This is a genomic window from Paenibacillus sp. FSL H3-0302, from assembly GCF_037982245.1.
Taxonomy (GTDB): Bacteria; Bacillota; Bacilli; order Paenibacillales; family Paenibacillaceae; genus Paenibacillus_AQ; species Paenibacillus_AQ odorifer.
Map to the genome: position 1 here is coordinate 6866837 of NZ_CP150284.1, position 19980 is coordinate 6886816.

The window sequence follows — 19980 nt, forward strand, 5'->3', positions numbered from 1 at the left end:
ATCCGCTTTTTCAAGAAGGTACCCCCTCGGAATCGAAGGGGTAGTCCGCTCTACTTGTCGTAACTGCTATATCATTATATACCGACTTCCAGCATATTATTCCTGTGGTTTTTCAAGAAGTTTAACTGTTGCCTGTTTGGCCTCGCCGTTTCGATAATAAGTAATTTTCAGATCATCACCGATCTTCGTATGATTATATAAGTACTTGCGAAGAGAAAGGGTAGATATGATTGATTGATCATTAAATTTGGTAATGACATCATTGAATTGCAGTCCAGCTTCCTTCGCAGGGCCAACGGCTTCTAGAACAACTACTCCATCCTTAACACTGTTCGGCAGGTTCAATTCATTGCGTTGATCTTCTGCTAGTGGAACGTACGGATTGTTCAAATCAACTGAATATACACCCAAGTACGAACGGGCAATATGTCCTTTTTCAGCCAGCTCATTAGCGATATCTATCACATGATTCGCAGGAATTGCAAAACCCAGACCCTCTACACCCGTATCTGAAATCTTCATTGTGTTAATTCCAATGACCTTGCCATCCAGATCCACTAATGCGCCGCCACTGTTTCCTTCATTAATCGCCGCATCGGTCTGTATCACTTCTTGTTCCCAGTCATATACTCCATCCTGATTAAGGGATACGGGAACCATCCGTTCAGTATAGCTAACAATCCCCGAGGTCAATGTATCACCAAGTCCTAGCGGATTACCGATAGCAATGACCGTTTCACCTAGACGAAGCTTAGAGGAATCACCGAGCTGCGCGATGGTATCGATTCCTTTGGCATCAATAGAGAGTACCGCAATGTCGCTTACTTTATCCGTTCCAACGAGTGTTGCCTTACGAGTCTCTCCGTTCACTGTAACTACTTCGAGATTACCGGAGTCTTCGATGACATGATTATTGGTAATGATAAATGCTTTATTCCCTGTCTTTTTATAGATCACTCCTGAGCCTAGTGCAGACTCATCCAGAATGTTTAATTCTTCATTATCTTCTTTATGATTGATAATACTTACTACTGCAGGGCGAACCGTGGCAGCAGCTTGAATAATCCGGTCAAATGGATCACTGCTGCTTGGGGCAACATTTCCAGTTGCTACAACCGGCTTCTGAGCAGTCTCATGACTCATCTGGCCTGTAAACATACTGAATAACAAAACTGCCACCACAGCGCTGACTAAGGAGCAAACGGCGGATATTTGCCAAGTAGATAAACCCTTACGCGATCTGCGTACAGAATGTCTACGATTAGCAAACGATCCCTTTGATGCTTCATCCCCTCTGGACCGCGAAACTTTAGTTGAATAGAAATCATCATCAAACAATCCCACCGAAAATCTCCCCCTTCTATTGCCAAGCGTTCACTGTTGGTAAGACCTGAACCTATAGCAACCACGTCCGAACCAAACCTCTGTAACCATTAGACTCCAAATATCACTAAAAAGTTTCACTTTATCCATTAACCCCACAAGAGTTTCGATCAATCGTTAGATTATGATAATCTTTTAATATATCTTCTCTATTAGGAATATTTTGCAACTTAAAAGACTACAATAAAATAGAAGTGTCCCTAAAATTTTAGCATTGCTCATCACGCTTTTAATTGTATCACAGGCAACCTGCAATTCGGGATTTTCCTCAGCTAAAACACCTGCGAATTTTTTACAGTTTTCAGTTCTAATTACACTATATATTCACACTATTAAAGGAGGATTAATTATGAGTTCTTTTTCAACAAGTATGGATTTAGTCGAGTTTATCGGTAAGCTAGGTGACTTAAAGGATGAACACTACCACATGACCCTTGCCTTTAGCGCAATGATCGAATTGATGATTGAAAAAGGCCTAATCTCCCGTCAAGAATTAGATCGCAAGACCGCTGAACTTGATCAGCTTATGACTGGCTCAGCTTATCCCATGGCGTAGGTTGATCATAATACGTATCACACAGTCTGAACTCACTATCTTTGAAAAAACAGCCCCGATCCTCCATTGCGCCGCGTACCGACATTTTTGCCAAATCCATCATATTGTGATCCCGGCTTAAATGCGCCAGATAGGTCCGTTTGGTCCGCCCTGTAAGAATTTCGCTAAGCGCAGCTCCAGCTGCCTCATTGGAAAGGTGACCCATGTCGCCTAGGATGCGCCGTTTCGTATTCCACGGATAACGTCCCATTCTCAGCAATTCGATATCATGATTCGCCTCCAGCACCAATACATCTGCATCTGAAATTGCATCTCTTACCTTATCACTAACATAGCCCAGGTCTGTAGCTACACATAACTTCTCTTTTCCATCATAAAAATTGTAACCCACTGGCTCCGCTGCATCATGAGAAATCGCAAAGGATTCTACTCGCATACTGCCGAAATCCTTGTGCTGGCCAGACTCCATGATCATACGGTTATACTCCGGTATTTTACCAATTCCCTTCTCGATAGCTCCCCAGGTATTGGTGTTCGCATAAATCGGAAGATCGTATTTACGGGCCATGGCCCCGAGTCCCTTGATATGATCGGAATGTTCGTGTGTAACTAGAATCCCGTCTATATCATTACCCGTTAGTTCACGCATGGCCAACAGCTCATCGATCCGCTTGGCACTAAAACCTGCGTCAATCATAAGTGTTGTCTCCCCGTTTCGTACCACCGTTACATTGCCGGTAGAACCACTGGACAGTACTGTAAATGAAATCCCCATTTTCCTTACTCCTTCTACTCTGTTGTCTTAGGACTGATGATGTCCGCACTAATAGCATCCACATAATAGGCATTGCCGTTCTCCAGCATAAACCGCCACATCGGCGAAGCTACCTGACTTTCCGAGTTGAACAGCTCACCGTAATATCCCAGCTCAATCTCCTTCACTACGGAATCTGCCGGGAAATACTTCTCTATCAAACTACTAAGTGCTTGCGATGCTGGAAGCACCTTCTGTTCTTTATCGCTGCTGCTTGTCCCTATTTCAATCTTCGGCCAGCGGTAAGCTACGATTTTTTGATCACTGTTAATCAACTCTAGCCTAACACGGAACAACGACCACTGATTTTGAACCAGCGGATGAAGAACGAACTTCCCAACCTCACTTTCCTGTGAATCAAAGCGATAATTGGAAATGTCAGGAATCTTATCCTCAAGCGCCTTGCTAAGCTCTGAGAAGGAAGAATAGATCAGCTTGCTGTCTATAGGTACATCTAATTTAATTGGTGGTTCAGTCTGTTCTTCAGCAGAATAACGATAAGTAATGTTAGGAAGCTGCGGGGTAGAAGCCGGAATGGGACACAATACACGAATCCCTTTCTGCTCCATTACGGCTTGGGTCTCAGCAGACAGGGAAGTAAAATCAAGATTAGCACTAACCTGATCGCGTAAATCGACCCACAGCTGGTAACATAGCAGCAGATTCAGACCTAAAAAGGCGCAAATCAGTACATTTTTAGCTCTTCCCCAATCCATACCCGAACCTCCTAAATGTTATATGAACCACTTGCCCATTAATTCAAAGTAAGCACGCTGCCATCACTAAGTGTAACTTTCCAGACAGGTATCAGCTCCAGATGATCTTCCTTCACCTCAGGCACATAAGCAGGCGTTAAATCCTTCACTGCCGAAGTTTTACTGACCAGAGACAACCTATACTCCAGATCCGCACCTCCAGATAGCTCCACTACCTTTTTTACGGCCTTACTTTCATCTATATAGATTAGAGAACGTTCATAAGAGGATACTGTTCCCTGCTGCAGTTCCAGATTTATTACACCATACTGTAATGATGAATGGCTCATTATCGGATAGGAGCCGTACGGATAGGAGCCATAATATTGTTGAAAAGAGACCTTTCTCTCCTGTCTCCCTTCCTCTGTAGCCTCCAAACGGTAAGTCCCATTCCATCCGCCATGCTGGTTCACAAATTCTACAGCTTCCAAAGCATCCTTGGCAGGGGTACTTTCTCCAGCTGGAAGAGCCGCAGGGTCGCTATAGCTCATCCAGTTCTTACCCTGGTCCACCTGAAGGCTTCGTTTGCTATCCGTATAAATCTCCGAGCCGTTTTTCTCCCGGATATATCTAGTGCTTCCAACATCGAAGAAAAGATTACTCTGCATTTGCTCTATGGTGTACATCCCGGAAGGCATGTCTACCTGAACCAGAGAAATCTTACTGTCCGGCACATAATAATCCCCGCTTACGGTCTTGTAAGGCGTCCAATTCTTACCGAAATCAACATGCTGTTGCACATCCTGAACCGTTAAATCCGCTTTTGCCGCTTCGTATATGATGTCGCCTCTCGTACTGAAGAAAATAGCATGGGCCTTGGAATCGTTCTTAATGTTATAGATCCAAATGCGATCGATGCTTTCTCCTTCAAAAAGGGAATCTGGCGATAACTGCATCACCCGCTGCAATAACGTTACCGGAATGCCCGCTCCGAACGAAAGCTCAATCCCAGGATTCTCATTGCGGATCTTATCCCAATCATAATCCTGTACCGAGTGCCGCTGAAAGCTTTCGAAGCCACGACCTTTTAAGCGATTCATGATCAAGCTATAGAACGTAGAGTCCGGATAAAAAAGCGTATGCTTGCCTTCCCCCATATGGATGATCATTTTGTCAGGGTATAACAGGTTCTCTACCTTCTCTTCCGGACCCATATTATCTGTCTTCACATACAGGTTCTCAGAAAGCACCGCAGAATCAGCACCAGGCAAGCGGTAGATCAAATAATAGCTTTCAACCAGGCTTCCGAGCACGAGCAAAGCTAGAATGCATGATTTGATTCGTTCCTTCACGCCTCACTCCCCCTTTGCTCGTTCAAAGGCAGGGTAAAGGTTACCTTTGAACCTTCATTTAGCTCAGATTGCAGGGAAATGGAGCCCCCATGTGCCTTCACAATTTCCCGGGCAATGGAAAGGCCAAGTCCGGTGCCTCCCATGTTCCGCGAACGTGCCTTATCCACGCGATAAAATCGTTCGAAGATCCGCTCGATATCTTTTTTCGGAATCCCTATCCCCGAATCACGTACAGAAATGGAGAGCATTCCATCCTCATTCTTCAACGCTTCCAATTCAATTGTACCGCCTTCTGGCGTATATTTCAGCGCATTGGAGACCAAATTCCCCAAGACCTGGTCAATTTGATCACGATCAAGCCACGCCGTAGTAACATCTTTGCGGACCCTTGTACTGATATCGATACGCTTTTGCCGAATTTGAAAAGAAAAACGATCCGCCACATCCTCCAGCATCTCGGTAATATCCGTCTGCTGAATTCGAAGAAGAGCTTCCTTGGAATCCAGACGGGAAAGATGCAGCAAATCCGTAACCAGACGAATCATCCGTTCCGTTTCGTTGCGAATCACCCCAACAAACCGAACCGCCAGCTGCGGATCTTCAAGTGCTCCATCATCCAGTGCTTCAACATAGCTTTTAATAGTGGTAAGTGGTGTTCTTAGCTCATGCGAAACGTTCGCCACGAACTCCCGGCGTGATTCCTCCAGATTCTCCTGTTCGGTGACATCCTGCAACACAGCAATTGTGCCGGCAATGCCCCCCTCACGACGATGAATGGGAGTAAACGTCACTCTTACGATATTAGAATCTTCTCCACCCATATGGGTCAGATGAAGCATTGCAGATTGGGCATTGCCTTTAGCCAGAGATCCGCTTTGTTCGTAATCTAAGCCCAACAGTTTATCTAGAGGAGCGCCTTCCGGCAACGGACCTTCATTTCCGAGCATCAACGCTGCCCGCCGATTCATCAGAATCACTACTCCGTTCTCATCTGTAGCCACAACACCATCACTCATGTTCGTCAGAATAGAGGTAAGCTTCTCCTTCTCCTCTTCATTCTGCGAGAGTGCTTCCCGCAATCTACCGGTCATATAATTGAACGCCTGACTGAGTTGTCCAATTTCATCATTGCCCAATACGGGCATTTTACGATTGAATCGGCCTTCAGCGACCGCCGTAGCATGCCTCGTCATTTCCTTAATAGGCTGCGTGATAGTGTGCGCCAGAATGACGCATAAAACAACCGTTAACGCTAGAGCTAACAGCAAACCTGAGATAAATACACTATTGATCCGGCCCATCGTGGCGTATAGATCCTTCATGTCAGCAGCAATATAGATTGCGCCCACTACCTTGTCCCCCGAGAGCACAGGCTTAGCCACAACCTTTTTCCGCACATTATCATCCGCAATAATATATTCCTCGTTATCACTGATGCCCTGCAAGGCCCGATTCACAACTGTCTGGGTGTTACGCTGCCCGACATAATCATTCTGCGAGGGAACAGAAGTGGTGATGATTTTGCCGCTGGCATCCAGTACCTGAATTTCAGCCCCGTTAATGTACAGATTATTGACCATCCCGCGCAGACTTTCCACAGCCGTTTCCTCATCAGCCGTTCCAGCCTCACTACCAAATTTATCAGCAGTCAGGATGGACAACATCTCAGCACGTGCTTTAAGGTCCTTGGTGAAATTATCTGTTAACGAGTTCTTCATCGAGCTGACAAAATAAACCCCGATCAACTGCATAGCTATCAGAATCAGCAACACGTAAATAATAATAAGTTTTGCCTGAATTGTCCGGATAAAGGACCGCCACTTCATCACAGTCCTCCATTTTTAGGGCTATGCATCAAATAGCCAAGTCCACGCCGAGTATAAATATATTCGGGCTTGCTGGGGTTCTCCTCAATTTTCTCTCTTAGACGACGGATCGTCACATCAACGGTCCGCACATCACCGAAATACTCAAATCCCCACACTGCCTGCAGCAAATGCTCCCGAGTCATCACCTTACCGGCATGTTTGATCATATAGTAGAGCAGCTCATATTCACGATGGGTCAAGTCAAGCGGCTCCCCGCCCTTATAGACCATATACATATCTGTATCTATAAACAGATCAAAATGATAAATGCCCTGCTTATTCTCTGCTGGTTCACTCGCCATCCCCTGTGGTGACGGTTTATGCTGTCTCCGCATCTGGGCTTTAACTCGGGCCAGCAATTCACGTGTACTAAAAGGTTTGGTCACATAGTCATCAGCACCAAGCTCCAGGCCAAGTACCTTATCAATCTCTCCGTCCTTGGCTGTAAGCATAATGATAGGAATGTCCAAGTGCGCAGAACGCACCTCGCGGCAGACGTCCATGCCATCTTTGCCGGGCAGCATAAGATCAAGCAGCATAAGATCGGGCCTTTTGGACAATGCCAGCTCCACTGCGCTGTTACCATCAAAAGCACAAATAACCTCGTAGCCTTCTTTTTCTAAATTAAATTTCAATATATCAGCAATAGGCTGTTCATCATCTACTACCAGAATCGTTCCCATCTGCATGTCCCAGCTTCACCTTCCTATCCTTACTTAATGATCATTCCTTTATTTTAACATACCTGTCTAACCGTCACATCCTACGAAATAAGCAATCCCCCTGCCCAGCAAAAAGAAACGGCTTTGCCGTCACTCGTAGATTAAAAAAAATAAAAACCGCCCGATTAAAATCGAGCAGTTAAAGGATTAAGTATGAATTATTGCAAATACTTCATTGGATTTACAGCAGTGCCATTCTTCCGAATCTCAAAATGCAGATGTGTACCCGTCGAACGTCCGGTGCTGCCCATTACGCCAATCTTGCCACCCTGCTCCAAGCGTTGGCCTGTAGAAACCGAGATGCTTTTTAAATGACCATAATAGGTCTGGTATCCGTTGCGATGATCCACAATAACTACATTCCCGTATCCATTCTGCACCCCTGCAAAGATTACGGTCCCGGCATCAGAAGCTTTTATATTCCGATTGCTAGATACCATATCAATACCCTTATGGGCACGGCTCCAACGCTCACCGAAGCTACTTGTCAGGGTTGCCCCGCTTACCGGCCAACTGAACATGCCTGTTCCTTCACCAACAACCTTCGTTCCCCGATAAACAACTTCTGGCAGCGAGGCTTTTATAACGGTCTGGCCTAACCATTCTTCTTGAACAACCGTGCCATTTTCCTTTGTTACCCGATACTCCATTTCTTTAAGTCCAGTTTGTCCTGGACGAACCACTTTGCTTTTGCCTGCCGCTAGCTGATCGCTCGAACGCACAACCACTTCCGGCTCAGTCACTATCTGCTCAGTCACTTTTTCCACAGTTACTACTGTAACATCTGGTTGGGGTACCTTCAGCTTTAGTGTATCTCCAATCTTCAACGTCAGCTCTTTCACGTTAGGGTTGTTACTATAAATCTCTTTTTGGGTGATTTCAAACCGTTTGGCAATCCCCGAAATCGTATCACCCTCTTGAACGGTATAAAGAAGAGGCGCCTCTTTACCTTCAGTAAGTGTCTGGACCGCTGCCTCCACATCCAACACTTTATTAGGATCTGCTTTGATAGGAACGATAGAAATATCTTCACTAATCTCTACCGACTCTACTTGCTCTGGAGCCTTCGATTTTGCAGCAGATGAGCTGGAAGCAGCTGTTCTCGTTAGCTTACTAGCCGTCGTTGCTACTTCTGCTTGTGGGACATAATGATTTTTTACCCCTTCGAGCACAGCATTAGCAGTTTCCTGATCCTTAACTATGCCAACGGCCTTGCCATCTACCATCAATTGCACGCCTACCGCATAAGCTTTCAGCATTCCATCTAGTTTAGTAAGTGTCGCCTCACTATCAACTTCTGGCTTGTATGCCTTCTGCTCTTCTATTGTTATGCCCTCTGTTTGCAGCACCATGGTTGAATTCGGATATTTCTCCTGATATTCTCGTTGTTTCTTCTCGTATAGCTGGTTAAGCTGCGTCTGATCGGTAAGTCTTCCGACTTCTTCGCCCTTCACCAACACTTGATAATAGGTAACCGTGTTAGCGGCTACATACTTTTTCTCTGCTCCAACCAAAACCGTAGCTAGAAGCACAAGGCCGACAGATCCCAAAATCCAAGCACGCCGAAATCTGCGAGTACCTTTCTCTTGTTGAAAGTGTTTGGAGTCGTGATCGAAATTGTGGCTCTGTTGAACATTCGCCTCGGATTCTGCTGGATGTCCATCCTGCAGCTTGCTCATCCGACGCATGAACTTAAATCCCTTCATGAAACTCTCCCTTTCAGTCCGCTTTTACTTCCGACAAAAGCGGCCAAGCTAATTGTACGACCTCGATTATATAGATTACGTCCATGTAAATTTCTGCGTATACTAGTGCTTAATTCCTGCTTCTAATGAACCTATAAAAAGGTTGTTAAGGAGGTTACAAAAATTTAACCTCTTGAGGTCCTTGTTTACTGTACCATAGCTTAGAGAAAAATTTCAACTTTAGACATGACAAAAAACCCGCCAAATACGCGGGTTTTTTGCGCAAATATGAAATTTTAACCTTTTTCTTGTGTCTATAAAGTGACAATTATAAAAGCTATTGCGTAGATTCTGTAGTTGGTGTAAGCATTTTCATTATGCTCTCATATTCGTCTGCATCAACATATTTTGCAATTACCTGTTGCAGCTCTTTAACCTCATCTTCTGTTAATCCATCCTCCATCGCTGTTGAAATTTTTGCCATCTCATCCTGGGGTAGTTTGGACATCAAAATATTGAATATATTTACCTTCTCTTCCGATGGAAGATTATCTTTGAAGTCACTGAGTGCCTCAGGTGTCATTACTAATTGTTGGTCACCAACACTTCCACTTCCGTTATCAGTTGAACTTTCGGTTGTAACTTGCCCCATAACTGGTAAGGCATCAGTCGGAGTATTATCATCTACGGGCTCGCCCTTGCCTTTAGCTGGCGAATCCGTGCTTTTGTCGGTCTCCTTGCTAACTGTACTCCCTGTGGTTACTTCTTTATTGGCTGTATCCGAGTCAGATTTGTTATCCATGCCAATGATGCTCCGAATCATTCCTCCAAATCCCGGACCGGGAGTATTCACTTTAATATCGAAGCTAGCCAGTACCGACTGAATATAAGCATTTACAACCACGCCCGTTGTTAGAATTGAAAGAGTGCTGGCAAGTACCACAATCAGACATACGCTAAGTGCTCGCTTCACGATCTTCATCTTCATTTCTCCTCTCACCTGTGTTCAAGTCTATCTGGTAGATCATGTACATGTTCTTCTATACATCCAGTATTGACTAGAACCGGCCTTGGGAAACGTCTAGGTATAAATCTAGGCCCCAAAAGAGAGAGAGATAGTCCTCAGAACAAAAAAAAGAGCCTCTAACGAGGCTCCTTAGTATAACTAGGTTTTAGATATAAATTGGCAATACTTGATTCGTCTGCTCACGGTTACGACCCACTGAGAAGATAGCAATCGGAATACCTGTAAGCTCAGATACACGTTCAACATATCTGCGTGTATTTGCTGGAAGATCATCCAACGTTTTTGCAGAAGTAATATCTTCGCTCCAGCCTGGAAGCTCCTCATATACCGCTTCACATTCTGCCAGCATTTTGAGGCTAGCAGGGTAATGAGTAATTACCTCACCACGGTATTTGTAGCCTGTGCAGATCTTCACAGTCTCAAGTCCGCTAAGTACATCCAGCGAGTTAAGAGATAGCCCTGTGATTCCACTTACACGACGAGCGTGACTCACAACTACACTGTCGAACCAGCCTACACGGCGTGCACGTCCGGTAACTGTGCCATATTCATGACCTGTTTCACGGATATAATCACCTGTTGCATCATTCAGCTCTGTAGGGAACGGGCCATCTCCAACACGAGTGGTATAGGCTTTTGCAACCCCAATAACCTGTTTGATTTTGGACGGTCCCACACCAGAACCTATGCACACCCCACCGGCAGATGGGTTGGATGAAGTAACAAACGGATACGTGCCTTGATCGATATCAAGCATTACTCCTTGCGCACCTTCAAACAACACTTTGCGATCCGCATCAATGGCATCATTAAGAATAACAGAGGTGTCTGTTACATAATTACGCAGCACTTCTGCATATTCCAGGTATTGAGTCAGAATCTCTTCTACGTTAAGAGCTTCGGCACCATAGACCTGCGTAATCACTTGGTTCTTCTCTTGCATCAAGGGGCGGAGTCTCAGTTCGAATTCCTCAGCGTCCATCAAGTCAGCAATACGGATACCGTTGCGTGCTGCCTTATCCATATAACAAGGACCGATACCTTTACGTGTAGTACCAATCTTGTTCGGACCCTTACGGTCTTCTTCGAGAGCATCCAGCACCATATGGTATGGCATAATGACATGAGCACGATCACTGATCACTAAGTTCTTAGTATCAAAACCGTTCTCATGAATATAATTAATTTCTTGGATCAAGGCAGCCGGATTAATAACCATTCCGTTACCAATTACACAAGTTTTCTCTTTATAAAATACACCCGAAGGGATCAAGCTGAGCTTAAACTTCTCACCGTCAATCAGAATCGTGTGACCGGCATTATTGCCCCCTTGATAACGGGCGACCACATCTGCACTTTCCGCTAGAAAGTCAGTGATTTTCCCTTTACCTTCGTCTCCCCATTGTGTTCCCACGACGACTACCGTTGACATGTTCATTCCTCCGTAGGTGCTACTTAGCACCATTATTTTTCATAATATGGACCCTATACGTCATTCTTATGTACGTGGCCCTCCGGACGCCAAGCAGATTTAACCCGCTAAAGGACAATTCTCAGTGTAACAGCGGTTTTTTTCAAAGTCAAATAAAACGAACGATTACACAAAGAAATGTGCAATCGTTCGGGAATTATACATGTCAGGTTTAACCAGCAAATGGTTCCGCATGTGCTCGCTCGTAGTTAACGAACTTGTTGAAATTTTTAAGAAAGACCAGTTCTACCGTGCCTACGGGACCATTACGCTGTTTAGCTATAATGATCTCAATAATATTCTTCTTCTCCGTATCCGCATTGTAATAATCATCACGATACAGAAACGCAACAATATCGGCATCCTGCTCGATAGAACCCGATTCACGCAAGTCACTCATCATTGGACGTTTATCCTGGCGCTGCTCTACACCCCGGCTTAACTGCGACAGGGCAATAACCGGCACATCTAGCTCACGGGCAATCTGCTTCAGTGTACGAGATATATCCGATACTTCTTGCTGACGGTTCTCTCCGCCTTTACCGCGGCCCTGAATGAGCTGCAAGTAGTCGATGACGATCATGCCAAGTCCTTTTTCCTTCTTCAGTCTCCGGCACTTTGCACGAATATCGGTTACCGTGATACCTGGTGTATCGTCGATATAAATCTCCGCTTCAGATAGAGACTGAATACCCATCGTCAGCTTGGACCAATCATCATCACTCTTGAAGTCACCGGTACGCATAATATTGGCATCTAAGTTGGCTTCAGCACAAATCATCCGCTGTACCAGCTGTGGCGCTGACATTTCCAGACTGAATATCGCAACAGTTTCTTTAGCGCGTACTGCCACGTTCTGTGCAATATTCAGGGCGAATGCAGTCTTACCAACAGATGGACGAGCCGCAACAATGATCAGATCGTTACGTTGGAATCCGTTAGTCATATGATCTAAATCCACAAATCCGGTTGGGATACCTGAGGTACCCCCCTTATTTTGATGAAGCAACTCAACCTTGTCGAACACTTCCATCAAGACATCGCGGATCGCAATAAATCCACTGCCGCTCCGCCGGTTGGAGATTTCAAGAATGCGCCGCTCTGCATCACTCAGCATATCGGCTACATCTTCACCGCCAGTATAACCTTCGCTCACAATTTGCGTGGCTGTGCGAATCAAACGGCGCAGCATGGCTTTCTCTTCGATAATCTGGGCGTAGTATTCTACGTTAGCAGCAGTAGGCACGGCATGCGCCAGCTTAGCTAAGTAGCTAACCCCACCAATATCTTCAAGCTCTCCTTTGTCCTGCAGTCTGGACGTAAGTGTAACAAGATCAATCGGCTGGCTCTCTTCTCCGAGCTGCACCATCGCCTCAAAAATCATTTGATGCGCTTTATCGTAGAAGTCTTCGGTATTCACCCGTTCCATTGCAGTAATGAGCGCTTCATCCTGCAACAGAACCGCACCAATTACCGCCTGCTCGGCTTCAAGATTCTGCGGGGGAACCCGATCGAAAAAGAGATCTCCACCCATGTTACTCCTCCGTTACCTCAACCTTAAGTGTGGCCTTTACTTCAGTATGCAATTTTACGCTTACTTGAAATACTCCTATATGGCGAATTGGCTCACCTAATTCAATCTTGCGCTTATCAATAGTAATTCCTTTGGTGGAAGCCAGTGTCTCAGCAATCTGTTTGCTTGTAATAGCACCGAATAAACGTCCGCCTTCACCTGATTTTGCTTTCATTGTCAGTGTTAGCTCGTCAAGCTTCTTACCCAATTGCTGTGCTTCTTCTTTTTCGTTATCTTTACGGCGTTGTTCAGCAGCCGCTTGATTCTCCAGCGTCTTCACGTTACCTTCCGTTGCCGGACGAACCAATCCACGTGGCAATAAGAAGTTAGAAGCATAACCTTCGGATACCTCTTTAACCTGACCTTTTTTACCTTGACCCTTAACATCTTTTATGAATATGACCTTCATTCGAATAACCCCTCTTTCGATTCGATTTCAGCCAGCACCTGCAGTAATCTGGCTTCTGCTTCTTTACATGTTCCTTCAAGCTGTACCGCGGCATTGGACAGATGCCCTCCGCCGCCTAATTTCTCCATCACGACCTGTACATTCATACGTCCTAGTGATCGGGCACTAATGCCAATCAGGCCGTCAGGCCGCTCGCTGATGACGAATGAAGCGACTACGTTGGTCATCCCAAGCAGCGTGTCCGCAGTCTGAGCAATAAGAAGCTGCGGAATTTTCATGCCTGGTGCCGTAACTACGAGCGCGATTTGGTCATACACCATCCGCGCATGTTTGATAATTTCGGCTTTGGAAATATACTCCTGTAAATCCTCCTTGAGCATGCGCTGAATAAGTACGGTATCGGCACCATTCCGGCGCAGGAAGCCTGCGGCCTCAAAGGTACGCGACCCCGTATGAAGCGCAAAATGCTTCGTATCCACCGTGATCCCCGCTAACAACATTGTAGCATCCAGCGGACTGATCTTTACCTTCTCATGAATATACTGAAGCAGCTCTGTCACCAGCTCACAAGTCGATGAAGCGTAAGGCTCCAAATACACCAATACAGCATCGTTAATGAACTCTTCACCTCTGCGGTGATGATCCACCACTACAATTCTGCTGGCATATTGCACTAGCCGCGGCTCCATCGTCATAGACGCCTTATGTGTATCCACAACAATAAGCAGGGTATGCTCTGTCATGATCTGTAGGGATTGCTCCGTTGTGATGAATGACTTATACAACTCATCATCCTTACGAATCTGCTCCATCATGTTAGTTATCGATGGATTAGGAGTCTCCATCACAATGCTAGCCTCTACATTATACATCTGCGCAGCCCTTAACAGGCCGATTGCAGCACCCACAGCGTCGATATCCGGTGTCCGATGACCGAGGATCAGCACACGATCGCTCTCCTGCATCAGATCCCGCAAAGCATGCGCAATGACCCGCGCCCGCACTCGGGTACGCTTCTCAGCAGCATTACTCTTGCCACCGTAGAAGGATAACCGTTGGCCTGCTTTTACAGCCGCCTGATCACCACCTCGGCCAAGCGCCATGTCTAGACTGGATTGGGCCAATGCCCCTAATTCACTTGCAGAGTCTGCGCCAAAGGCCAGACCAATACTCAGTGTCATGGGTACCTTAAGATCAGCAGTCATTTCTCTGACTTCATCTAGAATCACGAAGCGGCTCTCTTCCAACGCTTGCAGGCTACGGTGATTAAGCAGCATTAGATAACGTTCCGAGGACAACCGCCGCAGATAAACCTCAAACTGCTTACTCCATTCAGTGATTTCACTCGTCACCTTAGCAATCAGCGAGGTTCGCTGTTGATCATCCATCCCTTGAGCGGATTCATCCAGGTTATCCATCATCACTATGCCGATCGCCAGCTTCTCATCCTCATACCGCTCACGTAACACCACAAGCTCAGTGATATCATACAAGTAAAGAATACGCTCACTCGGAATAATGACAGCTTGATAAAATCGTTCATCCACGGTGATCTCAAGACGGGTGTCATGGAGCACACCTTCTTTGGCGACCTCCCGCTTACCCGCTGCAGCACCTGTGAAAAAAGACTGCATATCAGGCAATAATTCTTGCAGTGATTCCCCAACTAAAGACTTGCGTGCGAAAATATCGCCGGCATATCGGTTATTCCATTCCACCGTTCGATCCTCGCTAAACAGAATGATTCCAAGCGGCAGCATGCTGACTGCTTCGCCCTCTACCCGCTTAATGCGGAAAGATAGCCCATTAATATATTCCACCAGATTACGGCGGAACGAGATCTCCGCTTTCAACATATAGAAGCATAAAGTACCTGAGAGAAACAGGCCGGCGACCCCAAGCGCCCAGTTATAAACACTGACAATTATAATAAGGACCAACAGCAGCATGAACGCCCATACGGTATGATAGCCGTGCCAGCGTCTTTGCAGAAATTTAGGCATGAACTCTCACCCTATCGTTTCGATTTGGTCACATACTCCCGCAGTGGGAACGCAAGATCAATAATACCAATAATGCGCAGCGGCGGCAGTAAAATAACCGGTATCGCTAACAAAACGGCAGACATCTTGTTCCATTTGCGTTCATGCGCCAGGAAGAAGAAAAATCCGATGGCCTGAATCATAAAGCCAATTCGCAGCAGTGGCAGAAGATTGGCAGAAATCATGAGGATGAAATTGTTCTCCGACCCTGAGAAGAAGAGCTGTAGAACAACACCAATCAGATAGTACCAGATAAACGATCTCGAAAGTCTCCATTCACGTGCAGGCTTCATCTTAGGTACTGCATAATTCATACTGTTCAGAATCGGGCGGGCAATAGAATGCGTAATCACAGCAATCATGAAGGAGCTTACGATTAGAGTCATAGGGATCATTTGAACCGTCATATGACTTATCTTGTTTACATCCTCAGTTGAAAATCCAATATCAGTGAGCAGAGGATTGGTAGTTCCGAGCTCAGACAGAGGTGAATTAACCATTTGCAATACATCGTTCACATAGGTAGACAGGTCAAAATTAAATAATGCCGTACCCAGCAGCAAAAGCAGCAGGAACTGTGCAAGAATCGTAACCGTACCTGCGATCACGGTAGACATGGCCGGGGCATGTCTTTTATACCAGCGCCCCATAACCAGAGCCGGTATTAAGAAATACGCAGCTATCAACAGATAAATTGGTGTAATCAAGCCTACAATCAGCAACACCGGCAATACATGCAGCACAAATTGTCTCGTGTTCAGGGTAGTAAACAACACTACTGCCGGAACAATCATAAAAAGGGTAGTGATGATGAGGAGTGGAGTCGTTAAACTAAGCAGCAAAAGTAAGTATGCTACGCTCCAAGCCACAGATGACCAGCGAAATTTCAACAGTATTCACCTCTTACGCATATGTTCTTCTAAAGCAGATATATCTTGGTACCAATCTTCCAGTTGATGCCCTTCCTGCTTGTGCTTTCTAAGCTTCTCCAGTAGCAAGTCATCTAAAGAACGATAAGGAATCCCTAGTCTGCGGCCCAAAATATAAGAGCTCATAATCAAGCTAGCCAGACTGTCACCGACACGGGTAGTACTGCCTTCCCATAACGCTTTAAATAACCTTGAAACTTGATCAATCACTTCGGTTTTCAGCCATTCAATTACCTTGGCGCGCTTGGCTACATCCAGATCCTTCGGCACATTGGACACGTCTCTCTACCTCCGGCAAAAAGCTTTATTCTCCATTATAGCATAAAAAATTCGGTGTCACACTGGACGCCCCGCGCCCCTTAAGTATGCTTCAATCCATGCTGACTATGCCTCTTTTGGGAGAGGAGCTTTCTTTAAAAAAGACCCGCATTCCGTTATCGCCGGAAATACAGGCCTTGTTCCGATAGCTTCTATAACCGCGAATACACTGGGACTATAATGATTCCTGTGATTGTCTTGTTACAAATTTCTCGCAATATTCTATGACTTGACTCCGGCGAACAATTCCAATAAACCGGTTCATATCATCGACCACAGGTACAAAGTTCTGCACCTTAGCCAAATTAATTAGATCTTCCATATCCGCATCAATTGAGACCGGCTTGTTATTCATACGTAATGGAACGTCCTTCAGCAAAAATTTTGAAGCGTTCTCAAACGAAACCTTACCCTCCGACTCTTTCATGTACCAGAGCAGATCACCTTCCGTTACCGTGCCGGCATACTCTCCATTACGGTTAAGAATCGGGACTGCTGTATAGCGGTGAAACTCCATCCTCTCAAGCGTTTGGCGCAGCGTAGAATCGAGCGTTACGCAGGCCACCTCCTGTTTCGGAAGTAAAAAAAATGCAATATTCATCTCTTGATCCTCCTCAAAGAGTTCCGAAGGAATTACGGTTCTTTAACTTCCTTTTACTGCCATGCCAATGTGATTATACGTAGCAGCTAAATAATAGTTCCAACTCATTATAACATGAAGACAGTAAGCAGCAGCCATGAGAATGTTTATGGCTGCTGCAATTTATTTATATGAGTTTAGCTTTCCAATTAGAATTACTGTGTAACTGCTGTTGCTTTGGGCTCGAGTGCATTACTTGCTTTTCCCGGCTCAATCAGTTGATCTACAGGTGTTCCTGCATTCATCCAATTATCAATCAGCGCCTTAGCTTCGCGCAAGTCCTCTTCATCAACGATATCATAATAAAGTCCGTCAATACGTTTTCCTTCGCCCATTACCGTAAAGCTTGAGATATCCATATCTTTGCCGCCCATAAATTTCTTGGCCAGACTAATAATCATTGAAGGCTCAATATCGGTCTTAAAATTATCGCCCATAATATCCAGCAGCTTAGGAATATTGCCGATTTGGCTGATCGATAACATTTTATTAGCTACGACATCAATAAAAACCTGTTGGCGTTTGGTCCGGTTAAAGTCACTATCTTCACGGTAGCGTGTATAGTTGAGTGCTTCTTGACCGTTATAATTCGACTTTCCACCCTCGATCGTAAACTTTTCATGGTCCTTACCCTTGTTTACAATGTCCTTCTTGATTGGCAACGGAACGCCTCCAATAGCATCAACGGCATCCTTGAGCCCTTGAAAGTTAATGGTGGCATAATACTGAATATCATGCTCCAGCAGTGCTTCCAGAGTATCCTTAGCCATTTGCTGCCCACCAAAAGCATAAGCATGGGTAATCTTATCTTTTTTATTATCGTTATGCCCAATAATCTCGGTATACGTATCACGTGGAATAGAAATAAGCAGAATTTTGTAATCCTCAGGGCGAACAACAGCATACATCATAGTGTCTGAACGTGCGGTTTCATTGTCGCGTTGATCAGTCCCGAGCAGCATCAGCGAGAATGGATCGCTTTTGTATACAACCGGCTCTGGCTTAACCTTATTCTCATCCTTAAGTGGCTGGTAAGATTCTTCTTTCAGCTTGCTTTCTACCCGATCGGACAAAAAGAGATCAAAGGCTAATACGGCCAAAGAATTCCGAAAGAGAAAGCCTCCCGCTATAACAACGACGAGAACAATTAGCGCAATGTATCTTTTCTTTATTTTTTTCATCTTTGATTCCTTCTTTATTGTAGAATAATTACACATACCATATATTTACAATGCCTCCTGATCGTTCTCAGGCAGTCATGGTTTTATTTCTCTCGGCGGCGAATTTACTGTCCCTTATTCCATTATCTTATTGTCCCCCCTTTCAGGAAATTCGGGTCATTCTAAATTATAGAAAAAAGTTTTTTTGCGTTTCTAAAATAATATGGGATAAAACAATATTTCTATTGTAATCACTAAATGGATAAAAAGAAACAACAAATACCGACATGAATAGGGAAAAAGCACCATACCAAGTAATAATTACTGGTATGATGCTCCAAATTTAACTTCGAATTCCAAGGGCATGTATAATATGTTTTACCCGTTCTCCATAATGTAAACCGCGGAAAAACCCATAATCGAACAATTTAGCAGCACCCTCAAATCGGCTGCCATAGGTCTCTGCCCCCATAACGACCGCAATAAGCCGGTGCCCCTCTCGCTGGGCTGATCCCGCAATACAATATCCCGTCTGGCTATCATATCCAGTCTTCAACCCATCTGCCCCATCGTATGCGTAAGCGCCGCCCATACCTGGAAGCATAAGGTTGCTATTACTAACATATAACCCTTTATCCTTTAATTGCATCTGAGTACGACCGGAAATATTCAGTACATCAGGATGATTATGGATTAGCGCAGCTGCCAATTTGGCTGTATCCCTCGCTGTCATCATCGTCTGGCCACCGATATGCGTAGGCTGACGAATGATACCAAGATCCTTGCTCGACAATCCAGAGGCGTTGGTAAATACCGTATTAGGAGATAAACCTAAACTACGTGCTCTATCATTCATCATAAGTACAAAAGAATCCTCTGATCCTGCCATATATTCTGCCAATGCAACTGCAGCATCATTAGCAGAATAGATGGTAATGCCTTCGAATAGCTCCCTTACTGTATAGAAATCTCCTCGTTTTAATGAGAGACTCATACCTCCCATTTGACTGGCGTAAGCACTAATAGGGACTCTATCCTCCCACCTAAGGGTTCCAGAGGTTATGTGATCCAGCACAATCATTTCAGTCATTAATTTAGACACACTGGCCGGTGGCATAGGCACATCGCCGTTTATATTGACCCATATGTCTCCACTATCCATATCTAGCAGCACTGCTGAACCCGCGTCAATATCCGGTTTAAAGCCCAGCTCGATAGGCCTCCACACCGTAATTAAGACAACGACTATCAAAGCTGCACCAGCCCATATCAATATCCGTCTCTTCATCGTTGTCATCCTCCATAATATATATGACGAATGAAACAGCAATTTGAT

Annotated in this window: 18 protein-coding genes; 1 reads left to right on the forward strand and 17 read right to left on the reverse strand. The window is 45.1% G+C overall.

All coding sequences use genetic code 11. The features are described 5' to 3' along the window. Positions 1–96: 96 nt before the first annotated feature. Positions 97–1344, reverse strand: coding sequence for a trypsin-like peptidase domain-containing protein (locus MHH50_RS30525; protein WP_076124305.1), 1248 nt, complete (start codon positions 1342–1344; stop codon positions 97–99). Positions 1345–1732: 388 nt separating this feature from the next. On the opposite strand from MHH50_RS30525, the gene MHH50_RS30530 reads away from it, so the two are divergent. Next, positions 1733–1939 (forward strand): hypothetical protein, encoded by a 207-nt coding sequence (locus MHH50_RS30530; RefSeq protein WP_036677826.1) that lies wholly within the window; start codon positions 1733–1735, stop codon positions 1937–1939. Here the strand turns inward: MHH50_RS30530 and MHH50_RS30535 are convergent. The 16 genes from MHH50_RS30535 to MHH50_RS30610 form a co-directional block, all read right to left on the reverse strand. After that, positions 1908–2714 carry an MBL fold metallo-hydrolase gene (locus MHH50_RS30535; protein WP_036677825.1) on the reverse strand — a complete coding sequence of 269 codons (807 nt, stop codon included), beginning with the start codon at positions 2712–2714 and terminating at the stop codon, positions 1908–1910. The two genes, MHH50_RS30530 and MHH50_RS30535, sit on opposite strands and share 32 nt — an antisense overlap. Before the next feature lie 14 nt (positions 2715–2728). After that, positions 2729–3469 (reverse strand): two-component system regulatory protein YycI, encoded by a 741-nt coding sequence (yycI, locus tag MHH50_RS30540; RefSeq protein WP_036677823.1) that lies wholly within the window; start codon positions 3467–3469, stop codon positions 2729–2731. A gap of 38 nt (positions 3470–3507) precedes the next feature. Then, positions 3508–4800: a two-component system activity regulator YycH gene (yycH, locus tag MHH50_RS30545; protein ID WP_076124306.1), complete on the reverse strand. Its 1293-nt coding sequence runs from the start codon at positions 4798–4800 to the stop codon at positions 3508–3510. After that, the gene (walK, locus tag MHH50_RS30550) at positions 4797–6626 is read right to left on the reverse strand and encodes a cell wall metabolism sensor histidine kinase WalK (protein ID WP_036677817.1); all 1830 of its coding nucleotides are present in this window, start codon (positions 6624–6626) and stop codon (positions 4797–4799) included. The genes yycH and walK overlap by 4 nt, the downstream gene beginning before the upstream one ends. Beyond that, complete coding sequence (yycF, locus tag MHH50_RS30555) at positions 6626–7357, reverse strand: response regulator YycF (RefSeq protein WP_076124308.1); 732 nt, start codon at positions 7355–7357, stop codon at positions 6626–6628. Before yycF ends, walK begins: the two co-directional genes overlap by 1 nt. Before the next feature lie 191 nt (positions 7358–7548). Then, entirely contained in the window at positions 7549–9096 is a 1548-nt protein-coding gene (locus tag MHH50_RS30560) for a M23 family metallopeptidase (RefSeq protein WP_248548874.1), read from the reverse strand. Between the two features lie 316 nt (positions 9097–9412). After that, a complete protein-coding gene (locus MHH50_RS30565; RefSeq protein ID WP_339189048.1) occupies positions 9413–10057 on the reverse strand; it encodes a hypothetical protein in 645 nt (214 codons plus the stop codon). Between the two features lie 190 nt (positions 10058–10247). Then, a complete protein-coding gene (locus MHH50_RS30570; protein ID WP_076105178.1) occupies positions 10248–11534 on the reverse strand; it encodes an adenylosuccinate synthase in 1287 nt (428 codons plus the stop codon). Between the two features lie 211 nt (positions 11535–11745). Next, positions 11746–13107: a replicative DNA helicase gene (gene dnaB, locus MHH50_RS30575; RefSeq protein ID WP_036677807.1), complete on the reverse strand. Its 1362-nt coding sequence runs from the start codon at positions 13105–13107 to the stop codon at positions 11746–11748. A 1-nt stretch (position 13108) separates the two neighbouring features. Beyond that, positions 13109–13555, reverse strand: a complete 447-nt coding sequence (rplI, locus tag MHH50_RS30580; RefSeq protein ID WP_036677804.1) for a 50S ribosomal protein L9 — start codon at positions 13553–13555, stop codon at positions 13109–13111. Then, entirely contained in the window at positions 13552–15558 is a 2007-nt protein-coding gene (locus MHH50_RS30585; RefSeq protein ID WP_076124313.1) for a DHH family phosphoesterase, read from the reverse strand. The genes rplI and MHH50_RS30585 overlap by 4 nt, the downstream gene beginning before the upstream one ends. Positions 15559–15569: 11 nt before the next feature. Further along, a complete protein-coding gene (locus MHH50_RS30590) occupies positions 15570–16487 on the reverse strand; it encodes a DUF2232 domain-containing protein (RefSeq protein WP_076124314.1) in 918 nt (305 codons plus the stop codon). Between the two features lie 6 nt (positions 16488–16493). Further along, positions 16494–16796 carry a MazG-like family protein gene (locus tag MHH50_RS30595; protein ID WP_170914153.1) on the reverse strand — a complete coding sequence of 101 codons (303 nt, stop codon included), beginning with the start codon at positions 16794–16796 and terminating at the stop codon, positions 16494–16496. A gap of 223 nt (positions 16797–17019) precedes the next feature. Further along, a complete protein-coding gene (locus MHH50_RS30600) occupies positions 17020–17445 on the reverse strand; it encodes a CBS domain-containing protein (protein WP_036677795.1) in 426 nt (141 codons plus the stop codon). Positions 17446–17639: 194 nt separating this feature from the next. Then, complete coding sequence (locus MHH50_RS30605; protein ID WP_076099795.1) at positions 17640–18665, reverse strand: LCP family protein; 1026 nt, start codon at positions 18663–18665, stop codon at positions 17640–17642. Positions 18666–18987: 322 nt separating this feature from the next. Next, entirely contained in the window at positions 18988–19932 is a 945-nt protein-coding gene (locus MHH50_RS30610; protein ID WP_036677789.1) for a D-alanyl-D-alanine carboxypeptidase family protein, read from the reverse strand. Positions 19933–19980 lie beyond the last annotated feature (48 nt).